The organism is Mesorhizobium sp. RIZ17 (assembly GCF_051127865.1).
GTDB lineage: Bacteria > Pseudomonadota > Alphaproteobacteria > Rhizobiales > Rhizobiaceae > Mesorhizobium > Mesorhizobium humile.
On record NZ_CP147861.1, the window covers coordinates 491,046 to 503,079 of the forward strand.

The 12,034-nt window shown below is 64.5% G+C and carries 6 protein-coding genes; 2 read left to right on the top strand and 4 right to left on the bottom strand.

The window, feature by feature from the left end:
• Positions 1-45: 45 nt before the first annotated feature.
• The 3 genes from WDX12_RS02470 to WDX12_RS02480 form a co-directional block, all read right to left on the bottom strand.
• Positions 46-879 (bottom strand): GNAT family N-acetyltransferase, encoded by an 834-nt coding sequence (locus tag WDX12_RS02470; RefSeq protein WP_434723807.1) that lies wholly within the window; start codon positions 877-879, stop codon positions 46-48.
• 105 nt (positions 880-984) lie between these two features.
• A complete protein-coding gene (locus WDX12_RS02475; RefSeq protein ID WP_434723808.1) occupies positions 985-6,450 on the bottom strand; it encodes an MBG domain-containing protein in 5,466 nt (1,821 codons plus the stop codon).
• 8 nt (positions 6,451-6,458) lie between these two features.
• Positions 6,459-8,261: a ShlB/FhaC/HecB family hemolysin secretion/activation protein gene (locus WDX12_RS02480; protein WP_434725762.1), complete on the bottom strand. Its 1,803-nt coding sequence runs from the start codon at positions 8,259-8,261 to the stop codon at positions 6,459-6,461.
• Positions 8,262-8,607: 346 nt separating this feature from the next.
• Between WDX12_RS02480 and WDX12_RS02485 the strand changes: the two genes are divergently transcribed.
• Together WDX12_RS02485 and WDX12_RS02490 are read left to right on the top strand one after the other, a co-directional pair.
• Entirely contained in the window at positions 8,608-9,474 is an 867-nt protein-coding gene (locus WDX12_RS02485) for a hypothetical protein (protein ID WP_434723809.1), read from the top strand.
• Positions 9,475-9,652: 178 nt separating this feature from the next.
• Positions 9,653-10,450, top strand: a complete 798-nt coding sequence (locus WDX12_RS02490) for a hypothetical protein (protein WP_434725763.1) — start codon at positions 9,653-9,655, stop codon at positions 10,448-10,450.
• Between the two features lie 171 nt (positions 10,451-10,621).
• On the opposite strand, the gene WDX12_RS02495 is transcribed toward WDX12_RS02490, so the two are convergent.
• Positions 10,622-11,824 (bottom strand): ROK family protein, encoded by a 1,203-nt coding sequence (locus tag WDX12_RS02495; RefSeq protein WP_434723810.1) that lies wholly within the window; start codon positions 11,822-11,824, stop codon positions 10,622-10,624.
• Between the last annotated feature and the right edge of the window lie 210 nt (positions 11,825-12,034).

Sequence of the window (12,034 nt, forward strand, 5' to 3'; positions counted from 1 at the left end):
ATGTCGCATGGACCAGCGAGGCAAAACAATGATCTCAGCGCGCGATCAGCCCAGCTCGAGCGTCGTGACGCCGAAAACCGTCGAGGGGGCGTCGCCGGGCTTGCCGCCCTTGTACATGCGTGTCGTCGTGAAGCCCGCAACCATGCCGGCGGCCTGAAGCATGGCGGTGAATTGAACCTGGCCGGCCGGCACGTCGATATGCAATTCCTCGCCGGCGGTTGCGTCCGAGAGGTCCGCCACCATTGCCAGGGCGAGCTGCGTCCTGTCGGCGAACAGCGGCCCGACCTTGAAACCCTCCCGGCACCGGCGCGCCACGGCATAACCGGCGATACGGTCGGATCCGGCTGAGAGCAGCGCAATCCTGGGCTGCCGCAGCCACTCGCCAAGGAAGACCTCGCGCGGCGCCGGGAAGCACTGGCGGTCGTAGGCAAATATCCCGGCCACGTCGGCGGCCGTCACCGGCCTTATCTTGCCGCCCCCAGACAAGCCGACGGGGCGGCCGCTGTGGCGGACGGTCTCATAGGCTGGCACGAAGCCCATGCGCCGGTAGTTGGCCCGCTGCTCGGCCACCCCGTCGAGACCGATGATGCGGTTGCCGAGGCGCGCCATGCCCGCGTTCCAGACCGCCTTGCCGTGACCTTCGCCACGCCGGTCGGGCCGACAAATATAGAGGCCGATGAAGCCGAAGCCCGAGCCGTATGCGACGGCCGAAATGCCCGCCACCATCTCGCTGCCGACGAAGGCGCCGATGAATCCATCCGGATCGGCCGCTCGAAACGCCGTGGCATCGTCCATCCCCGGATTCCAGCCCTCCCTCGCCGCCCAGTCGACAAGCGTCTCCACTTCGCTGGCGGTCAGGGTCCTGATTGATCTCGGCATCGTTTCACTCTGTGGCAAAGGCCGCACCATGCTCGGCCATCGATCGCCACGATAGGCCGCCATCCGCGGGCTGCAAAGGCCGCGCCGAGTATCGATATCGGCGCACTATCGACCAGCGCCGGGCTGCCCGGCCAATGCCGGCGCGCAAATGTCGGCGACCGTTCCGACGGCACGGCAGAATGTGGCATCATCGAAGCGTGGATCCTCGACGATCGCCTGCGGGTCGGCGCCAGGAGCGGCCCCTGAGAAGACGACCGGCAGCGGAGCGCCGTTGCCTCGGGCTGCAAAATTATGGCCTACCGTGCTTGCGACCTCGGTTGTCGGCACGACCCCGCTCGCCTGTACCACCAGATTCGCACCGACATAGCTCAGATCGTAGTTCGCCGAGGCACTCAGGCTGCCTTGCTCGATGGCATAGCTGCCAGGGCCGCTTGCGGTGGTCGCTTCGGTCGAAAGCGCTCCGGTGAGCGTATCGCCGGCGGCAAGGCCCAGCCCGCCGATGCTGTAGGTAAGCGGGGGATTGGCAGCACCTTGCGGCCGGCTCTTGGCATCGGCCGTGACGATAATGGCCCGCTTGGCGATGCTGAAATCGGCGCCGACGAAGGTGATGTCGTAGTTGGAATTTGCGGCACCCGTCAGCATACCCTGGCCGATGACGTAGCTACCGGCGTTCTCACCCGTTTCGCGATCGAGATCGCCGACCAGCGCAACGCCGCTACCGAGGTCGCTATAGGTGTAGCTGTAGGACGACGGGTCGGCGTTGCCGTAGATCTTGCCCTGGCCGGCCGTCGCCGCCACCGTCACGGCCCGTTTGCCGATGGTGAAGTTGTCGTCCTCGAACGTGATGTCATAGTTCGAATTGTTGGCATCGGTCAGTGTGCCCCGCCCGATCGCATAATCGCCGACATTTTCGCCGGCTGCCCGATCGAGCGTGCCGAAAAGCACCACCCCGCTGCCGAGGCTGCTGTAAGTGTAGCCGTAGGACGACGGATCGCTATCGCCATAGGTCTTGCCCTGCCCGGCATTCACCGTCACCGTCACGGCCCGCTTGCCAATGGTGAAGTTGTCGCCCTCGAACGTAATGTCGTAATTCGAATTGTTGGCGTCGGTCAGCATGCCCTGATCGATGGCGTAATTGCCGGCATTCTCGCCCGCCATACGGTCGAGCGCGCCGACCAAAGCGACGCCGTTGCCGAGGCTGCTGTAGGTGTAGCCGTAGGACGACGGATCGCTATCGCCATAGGTCTTGCCCTGCCCGGCATTCACCGTCACCGTCACGGCCCGCTTGGCGATATCGAAGTCGGCGCCACCTTCAAAAGTGATGTCGTAGTTCGAGTTGTTGGCGTTGGTCAGCGTGCCTTGGCCGACGGCATAGTTGCCGACATTCTCACCGGAAGCCCGATCGAGCGAGCCGACAAGCGCCTCGCCGCTGCCAAGGTCGGAAACCGAATAGGTCAGGGTCGGATCGGTATCACCATAGGCCTTGCCCTGATCGGCATTGACCGTGACGGTGATGCCCCGCTTGCCGATGGTGAAATCTGCGCCGACGAATGTTATGTCGTAGTTCGAATTGTTGGCATTGGTCATCGTGCCTTGGTCGATGGTGTAGCTGCCGACGTCCTCGCCGGCTTCCCGGCCGAGCGAGCCCGCCAGCGCCACGCCGCTGCCGAGGTCCGAAACCGAATAGGTTAATGCAGGATCCGCATCGCCATAAATCTTGTGCTGATCGGCATCGGCCGTGACCGTGACCGTGCGCTTCGCGACGGTGAACAACCCGGCACTGTCGAAGGCGAGCCCATAGCCGTTCAGGACAGTGATATCGCCAGCGCCGACGGTAATCGTGTAAGTCCCAGCTCCGAGCTGCTGAGTGGCAAGCGGATTGGGGGTGGAGAGCGACGGCGCGCCGGTGAAAGTGTCGCCGGCGCTGTCGCCGAGATAGGCATTGGCCGCCCCTGCCCGATAGCCCGACACCGTGTAGGTCAATGTCGGCATGGCGGTATCGCCGTAGGTCTTCGAAGTATTTTGGGAGGTAAACTTCAGCGTCGGCTGGTAGGCAAAGACATAGCGATTGCCGCTCGCGCTTACCGTAGCGCCGGCCGCCGTATTCCAGATCGCCGTGTTGTTGCTGTTGAGATTGCCGAACGTGTTGCCTGTCGGCGCGGCCGCGTAGACCAGCCAGCGTCCGCTGGTCGCGGTCACGGCATCGCTGCCGCGGCTGTTGATGAACTTGCCGCCTGCCGCCAGCACCGGATCGGTACCGCTGACCTTGGCTGCCGCGGCGATCGTCAGGTCGCCGGACGTCTGAAGCTGGACCTGACCCGTCGTACTGGCGCCGGTCGTCGTCACGCCGCGCGCGCTTCCGGCGCTGCCGATGACGAGGCCGCCGAGATTCGCCAGGTTGACCGATCCGGCATTGACGGCGACCGTGCCGACCTGGTTGCCGGCATTGGTCAGGTTGAAAGCGCCCGTGCCGCCAAGCCATAGCGAGCCTGCGCTCAGGCTACTCGTCTGCGTGACCGTGCCGTTCGACGACAGCGCCAGAGTGCCGCTGCCGGTCGACACCGTCTGATCGAGCGCGAATGTCGTCGACGCCGTCTCGATCTGCCAATTGGCAAAGGACAGACTGCCGACATAGGTCGATCCGACGGTCGTCGCTGCAATGTCTTGCAGCGCCGAAAGCGACGTGACCGAGCTGTCGACCTCATCGAGGCGCCAGTTGCCATAGACATTGAGGTTGGCGACATTGCCGCCCGACAGACCCGTCCGGAGCGTCACCGCGTTCTGCGCCCCGGCGGCATCGGGGCCGCCGTCCTGTACGGTATAGACGAGCACGCTGCTGCCGATCGTGCCGTTCGGCGTCGCGATGTAATAGTAGCCGTTGACGCCGGTGGACACCGTGCCGAGGTCGACGCCATTGGCGACCGCCGTGACGAGCCCTGGGTTCTTCACATAGATCGGCTGACGCGTACCTGACGACAGCGGGGTGACGCCGCTATCCTTGTAGGCGATGCCGGAGATCGCCTGCACCCCGTTCGGATAGAAGCTTTTCAGATAAGGGTAGAGGCCGCCCGAACCGCCGCCGAAGGCGGCGCTCAAACCGTTGACGCCGCCGTTCTGGAAGTCGGCGGTGGTAAGACCGATCACGCTGCCCGCGTTGCTGCCGCTGCCAAAGGCGTTGCTCAAGCCCGACGTCGTCATGTCAAAGGCGCCATTGGTGACGGCGCCTATATTGTAGCCGACCAGCCCACCGATCGTTGTCTCGCCATAGGTCCCGCTGGCCGGGCCGGTTGAATAGGCGTCGCTGATCAATCCCATATTCAGGCCGACAAGCCCACCGACAAACCTCGACCCGAGGACCCAGCCATACGAATAAGATTGGCTGATTGTCCCGCCGGTGCCGTTGGAGCCGACAAGCCCGCCAACGCTATTGAAGTCGCGCGCGTTGACGCCGACCGTGGAGAAGGATTGGGTGATCGAGCCATCATTCTGGCCGACCAATCCGCCTGTTATACCGGCGCCATGGATCTGCCCGCTCGCCCACACGCCGGAGATCGAGCCTTTGTTCCAACCGGCGATGGCGCCTGTGAAGCGGGACGCCATGACGGAGGCATCGACAAGCCCGACATTGCGCACCACGCCGCCACCGCCGATATAGCCGAACAGGCCGGCATAGTTTGCCCCGCCCGGTGTCGAGCGCAGGTAGTCGATGGTGTTGCCAAGGCCGTCGAACGTGCCGTTGAAGCCGTTGCCGCCGTTCAGGATGTTGGTGTTGCCGTCGGTGCCGAGCGGGATGAAGGCCTTGACGCCGTTCCAGTTGTAGGTGTCGCTGGCATCGATGGTGTTGGCGAGCGCATAGCGCCCGCTGAGATCACTGTTGATCGCCTGTAGCCCGTTGATGTCGTAGATCAGCGTGTAGCTCTGACTGTTGACCGACAGCGCCTGCGCGCCCGGCGTGCCGGTGAAAGTGGCCGACGCGCCGAGCGCATAGGAGATCGTGTCGCCGGAGCCGCCATCATTGGTGACCAGCGCCAGGCCACCGACGCCGCCGATCGTGGCATTCGCATTGAAGACGATCGAGTGATAGGCGTCGAGCGTCAGCGTGTTGGCGCTCCACGCGATAGGCACGGCAATTGTGATGTCGCCGGCCTGCGAACCGCCACTGCCCGTCGAGATGGTGACGTTGGCGCTCGCGAGCAGGTTCTGCAGCGTCGTGACGTTGATGACGCTGTCATTGGTGTTGGCGCTCATGCTGCCGCCGGTGTTGCCGGCGGCATTGGAGATGGTGACGTTGTAGGGATCGAGCAGCAGGTCGCCCGTGTCGCCGAAGCGTGCGCGCAGATCCGCCGAGCCGGTGAAGTCGAGGCGCTGCTTGCCGGAGACTTCGACGAAGCCGCCATTGCCGCTGATATCGCCGCCACGCGCCGAGATCTTGCCGGCGAAATTCGTCCGCTCGTCCGACCAGACGATGATCGTGCCGCCGTCGCCATTGCCGGTCGCATCGGCGCTGATCGTCGTGTCCTTGTCGATCTCGGTCGTTTCGGCATGCTGCAGCGTGCCGGAGCCCTGCTTGTCGCCGCCGATCCTGACCGCGCCGCCGCCATCCTTGCCCGAGGCATCGACAACAGCGCCCTTGAGCTTCAGCTTGCGGCCGGTGATGGTCACCTTGCCGCCCTTGCCGCCGGCCTTGGCCGAAGCGCCGAGCGTACCGGACACTTCGACCGAGCCGTCGCTGCCGCCAAGCACGATCTCGCCGGACTGCCCGGAGACGGTGCGCGCCTCGACCAGCCCCGACATGTTGACGGCCTGCCGCGCCGCTTCCTTGGCGGCAGCGGCCTTGATCTCGACGCGGCCGCCATTGGCGCTGATCACGCCCGAATTGGAGACCAACGCACCCGTGCCGTCCGCCTTGGTCGGCACCGCCACCTGGAGAAAGCCATCGCCGGAAAGATCGAGCGTCGCCTCCTCGCCGGAGCCCAGCCCGACCTTGCCGAGCGGCACGCTGATGGTGCCGGAATTGTCGACACTGCCGCCGATCAAGGCCGCATAGCCGCCCGGGCCGATCGAGACGGAGCCTTCGTTCGAAACGGCGGCGGAAGCGCCCTTGCCCTTGAACGTGAGCCTTCCGGCCTTGAAGTCCTCGTCGTCGATGTCGAGTGAGGAGCCGACGAAGCCGGCGGCGCTCACCTTGCCGGTCTTGGAGATGGCGATGCCGTTCGGGTTGACCAGGAACACCTGGCCATTGGCGTTGAGCTGGCCGGCAATGGTCGACTTGGTGTTGCCGGTGACGCGGTTGAGCATCACCGAGGACGATGTCGGCTGGTCGATGTCGACGCGTGCGCCGGCGCCGATGGAAAAGCTCTGCCAGTTGACGATGGCCGAATTGGTCGACTGCTTGATCGCAAGCTGCGAGGCAGACGGCTGGGAGATGGTCACGCCGCCCGACGCGACGCTGCCGCCCGTCGGCAGTTCCTGCGCCCTGGCCGAGGTGAAGCCGACAAGCGCCGTCGAGGCGAGCAGCAGCGCCGTCAGCGGCAGGTTCGCGGTGCGAAGAAGGGGAAATGTGTCGCGCATGGTAGGACCTAGAACTGGATGGCGCCGCTCAGCGAGAAGCGATCGCTGATGGGCTGATGATCGTCACGGTGCTGACGGCCCCATTCGAGGGTCAGGCTGGTGTTGGTGGGGTCGATTGCCAAGGCCATGCCGAGCTTGACGCCGAGCCCGTACGAGGCCCCGACGATGCTGGCGCTCTCGAGCGCCGTCGGCATTTCCAGTCTGACTTCGCCGACAGCTCCGAAGATGTAAGGCGAGAACTGGACCACGCCGCCCGTGAAGGGCACGTACCAGGGCGAGGACAGTTCGCCGCGAACCACGTAGCCGGAATCGCCCTGCAGCGCGCCGGCATCGAAGCTCGACAGGCCGGTCGCGCCGGTAAGGCCGATCTGCTCTGACTGCAGCAGCGGCTTGCCGAAGGAGGTCTGCGCGCGGGCGAACAGGTCGAGCCCGACATGCTTGGCAAGCGTCTGGCTGTAGCTGGCCGAGATTTCGAGTTTCTGGAACGTCGCGTCGGCGCCCTGGCGCGACAGCGGCAGGAGCGGCGTGGCGTCGGCTGCCATACGCGCGCCGAGGCCATCGATGCCGAACGATGCCGTGACATTGCCGACGAACACGCCGCCGAGCGGCGTGAACCAGGTGGCGTCGGTGCCGAACCGGATGATGCGCAGCCGGTCCTCGGCGATGGGCAGCGAGACCGGCGTGACGGCATTGAGATAATCGTTCTGCGCGTCGAAGGACAATTGGCTGCTTACCGTCAGCGCTCGGCTGCGGATCCAGGGATAGCGCAGCCGCGCCGAATAGCGCTCGAATTCGCTGCCGAAGCCCAATGAACCGGGCTCGGCGTCCGGATTGGCGCGCGTGCGGCTGGCCTCAAGATTGAGCGTCAGCCCGTCATAGCCGATCGGGACGACGATGCCGGCGGCGGAGTTGCGGTTGCGCGGATGGTCGCTGAACAGGCCCTGGTCGCCGCCATCGGGATATCCACCGGCCCGGAGGTAGACGAGCTCGCCGAGACCGAGCAATGAATTGAAATCGACGCCGACGCCGGTCGACCAGCGCTGCAGCGAAGGCGACAGCGAATTGTCGACGGTGAGCTGCCCGCCGATCGGCCGGTATTTGCCGTCGATGACCAGCACGCTGGCGCCCTTGGTCGAGCCCGCCTTCAGCGTCGAGCGCAGCCTGGCGCCCGGCGTGTCGCCGGCCAGCAGCAGCTTGCGTTCGATCGCGGACAGCTTGATGCCTTTTTTCCCGACCAGCGGCGCCAGCGTCGCGTCGACCCTGCCCCTTATCCGTTCCGGCAGATTGCCAGTGTCGATCTTTTCGAGGAAACCATCGACGACGATCAGCCGCAACGTCGCGCCGTTGGTCAGTTTCTGCGCCGGCAGCACCACCCGCACCAGCACATAGCCGGAGCGCGCGTATTCGGCTTCCAACTGGCGCGCCGCGACGAAGATTTCGGCCGCCGTGACCGTGCGGCGGGAAAGCCCGGCGGTGATCTCGCGCGTTGCATCCGTCATATCGGCAAGGCCGCCCTCGATATGCACCCCGGCAAGCCTGACCTTCAGCTTCTCCGCGCCGGCGGGTGCCTCCAGCCCCTTGCTTTCGGGAATGGAGACACCTGCCGTGTCCGGCCCGGGTGGTGGCCGAAAGGTGGGCGGGGTGATCTGGCTTGCGGTCTGCGCGAAGGCACCGGATGAAAGCCAGAGGCAAGCACAAGCGGCGACAACCACCAGCCTGATGCCGCTATGGCCACACCATCCGGCCGCGCCGGGCCGGGCACCGTGTCGGAGGTTGCGGTTTTCGTCGGCATGGAAGCCGGTTCCGCCCATATGGCTCACGCGGTCACTCTTGATCCGGGACGGAAATCGGGCGCAAAGCGTTGCCACCGCCGATGCCGCGCATCGGGCGCCCAGACCCTGTCCTAGTTTTTTTCCGGGAAAGCGCTCCCCGCAGCCCCGATGGCGCGGAACCTATGCTCGCCTGGCGGGACTCGTCAATTCAACGCAGGGCTGCGGGTCCGACTATTATTGGGACGGGTTCCCGAACCGGTGCAAAGAGTTAGCCGGGAACACACAGCCCAATCGGCGGTTGTTCCAATGGGCAACTGGACACAATCGGCGAAGACTGGGAATCTTCATTTGTCGTTGCTTGGAATCGCATGGAGTGCCGCAGGAAATGCCGCTGAGTGCCGCAGAGATCGCCCGTCATCCGGCAGCGCTTAGCAATGTCCAGGAACAGGCCAAGGCGCTCATCCATATTTATGAAACGAGCCCGCGGCTGGCGGCGGTGTTTGCCACCCAGCAGCGCTGGCTGCTCGCTCATGTCGGCCTGGCTCTGCATTTCCGGCGCGATCCCAACGACCGCCGCACCGAAATGACGATGGCGCGTTTCATCGAGGTCGTGCGCCGCAATTCGGTGGCCAGCCGCAACACCGCCGAAGCCTTCGTCAAGGAGATGCTGCACTACAACATCGCCGAATATATTTCGGCCAGCGGCGACGGACGCGCCCACCCCATGCGGGTCACGGCGGGCACCATCGCCACCTTCACCGGCTGGATTTACGCGCATCTGAGGACACTCGACCGCATAGACGGCGGAACCCGGCTGGCAGCCTTCCTCGACCAGCCCGAAATGCTGCCTGTCTTGCAGCCGTTGATCGCCGACGGATTGCTGGCCAGCAACGGCGTGCGGGAGCCTGGACAAACTTTCTCGTTGTTTATCTGGCTAAATAACGGCGGTATCGTCATGGACTGGCTGATGTCCGGCATCGATCCCGAAGACGTCCATCTCGACACGATCCCGACCGGCGTCATATCGGTCAGCGAGTTCGCGCGCTGGCTGAAACTCTCACGCACCCATCTGGCGCGCAAGCTCCATGATGCCGAGGCGCTCGGCAGCATCGGCTGGGTCGGCCAGCGCGGCCATTCCGTGATGTGGGTTTCGCGGCAGTTCTTCGACGAGTACATGGCCGTCCAGGCAGCCAAGCTCGCCGTCGTCGACGAAGCCTTCGAAGCCTGTCACTCGGCTCTGAAGGATCGCTGACCGTCAAACTCCGCGCTGCGGCGCGCAAAACCGGCGCCCACGCTGGCGGGTGCCGGCCAAAACTGCTATCCGCAACTTGCGAGACTACAGCATCTTTGGGTGGAAGCTGGGAGGGTGCGTGACCTACGAGGACATTGCCGGTCACCCGGCACTGCATGCTTGTGTGCGCGCACAGGCCATGGCGATGCAGCAGGCCTATGAAAGAAACCCGCGGGCATCCTCGGTCTTTGCCACCCAGCAACGCTGGCTGATGGCCCATATCGGCCTTGCCCTGCATTTCCGCAGGGATCCCAGCGACTACCGGAAAGAAATGACGGCGGCGCGTTTTGTCGACGTCACCGTTCAGCACGCGGTGGCAAGCCGGAACACTGCACATGCCTTCATCAAGGAAATGCAGCACTATAATTTCATCGAGGTCGGGCCGGCGGGCGATGACGGCCGCATTCGCCCCTTGCGACTGCCCGCCATGACCTTGGAGCCGTTGATCGGCTGGATTCATATGCATCTGAGCACGCTTGACGCGCTTGACGGCGCGAAGCGGCTGGAAACATTTCAGGCAAGGCCGCAAATGCTGGCCAAGTTGCAGCCGCTGATCGCGGACGGCCTGATTTCCTCGGTGCCGGTGCGCGAGCCGCAACAAACCTTTTCGCTGTTCACCTGGCTCAACAATGGCGGCGTCGTCATGGACTGGCTGATCGCCAGCGTCGACCCGCAAGATGCGGGCCAGGAGCGCATCCCCACCGGCGTGCTGTCGATCGGTGATTTCGCCAAATGGCTGAAGCTGTCGCGCACCCATCTTGCGCGCAAACTTCGCGACGCCGAGACGCTCGGCAGCGTCGGCTGGCTCGGGCAGCGCGGCCATTCCGTCATGTGGATATCGAAGGAATTCTACGGCGAATACATCACCGCGCAGGCGGTCAAGCTCGCCATCATCGACGCGGCTTTCGCCGCCTGCACGACACAGGCGACGGACTGACCGCTTTCCGTTTTCTAATGCATGTCGCCCAGAAGTGTGCAGCGGTTCTGGGACAACGACATGCATCAAAACAAGACCTAAAAGCGCGTCGCCTGAATCCATTTCAGCGCTACGCGCTTTAGAGCGGCAATTCCGGACGGAAAACCGCGACGCACTTTTCCTGGAATTGCTCTATCCGGCCTTCAGGATCGCGGAAAAACGCGGATCGAAGGCCCGGCTGATCGGCTCGGCCGCGGCGCCCACGGCGATCGCCCATGGATCCGTGATGCCGAGTTGCAGGCGCGGCAATCGCCTCCCGGGGCGGTCGGCGATCGACGGCAGCAGCGGATGTATGGCCTGCAGCAAGCGGCCCGCCAACGCCTCGGGTGCGCCGCTGGTGAGGATGACAGTCTGCGGATCGAAGATCGTTTCGATCAGATGCACGCTCCAGCGCAGATCGTGCGCGGCGCCCTCGATCCAGCCCATCACCTTCGCATCCTCGGCGGCGGCCAGAGCGCCTATTTTTTCATAAAGATGCTCATCGGCCGGGTTGAGGCCGAGATGCTGGTACAGCGAGGCGAGCGAGGCACGGTGCTCGAGCGGCGTAGCTCCAGGCCCGGCCGGCGACAGCAGTGCCCTGCCGATCTCGCCGGCGTTGCCGTTGCCGCCATTGTAGAGTTCGCCATTGAGGATCAGCCCGGCAGCGATGCCGTAGCCGACATAAAGGCAGACTGCATGATCGACACCGTGCGCGGCGCCGACGATGCGCTCAGCCGTGGCGCAGGCGGCGGCGTCATTCTGCAGCCCGACACTCAATCCGGTCCCGGCCGTAAGCGTCTCCAGCAACGGGAACTGCTGCCAGGCCGGCATCATCCATTTGTCGTCGGACTCTTTAAGACCGAACGGGCCCGGCATGGCGACGCCAAGCCCGACCAGCCGCCGTTCGGACTGGGCGGAGATGTCCGTCAGTTCGCGTCTCGTATGCGCGATGAGACCCAGGATGGTCTGGACGCCCGGCGACGGCTCGTCGAGGGGCAGGCCGGCCTCGGCACGCGCCACCACGTTGCCGACAAGGTCGACGACCACCACCCGTGTCAGATGCCGGTCGATCTGCAGCCCGATGGCGAAGGCTCCCTCGGGAACCAGCCGGTAGGGCGTGAAGGGCTGCCCCCTGCCCTTGCGCACCGCATCCAGCGCGACAACCAGTCCATCGCGCTCGAGATCCTCGATGATGTTGGAAACCGCCTGCTTGGTAAGCTGTGTAGCCCGCGCCAGGTCGGCGCGCGAAAGCGCGCCGTTGAGCCGCAGCGCCTCGATCATGACGCGGCGGTTATGCGCGCTGGTGCCTTCCTGGTTGGTGCCGCTTTTGGCACGGATCGGGCTGATGTCGTGCACCGTCGTTTCCCCTCTTGACTCCATTAAAGGATTGATCGACTAATTAAGTCAAGCGAATTGACTTAATAGGCGAGACCCTCGCGGCTCTACAAAAAGACGGCAAAGCTTTCGGGCTCAGCCGCACGCCGTTGGGGACGGATCCGGTCAGACGCGATGCGAATTCGAGGAAGCGGCACGGCCTTGGCCGCCCACTCGCAGCTGTCGAAAATG

Excerpts from the sequence above, each read along its gene's own strand:
- WDX12_RS02485 (WP_434723809.1), top strand. The coding sequence starts at position 8,608 with ATGCCGCTGAGTGCCGCAGAGATCGCCCGTCATCCGGCAGCGCTTAGC.
- WDX12_RS02490 (WP_434725763.1), top strand. The coding sequence starts at position 9,653 with ATGGCGATGCAGCAGGCCTATGAAAGAAACCCGCGGGCATCCTCGGTC.
- WDX12_RS02475 (WP_434723808.1), bottom strand. The coding sequence starts at position 6,450 with ATGCGCGACACATTTCCCCTTCTTCGCACCGCGAACCTGCCGCTGACG.
- WDX12_RS02470 (WP_434723807.1), bottom strand. The coding sequence starts at position 879 with ATGCCGAGATCAATCAGGACCCTGACCGCCAGCGAAGTGGAGACGCTT.
- WDX12_RS02480 (WP_434725762.1), bottom strand. The coding sequence starts at position 8,261 with ATGGGCGGAACCGGCTTCCATGCCGACGAAAACCGCAACCTCCGACAC.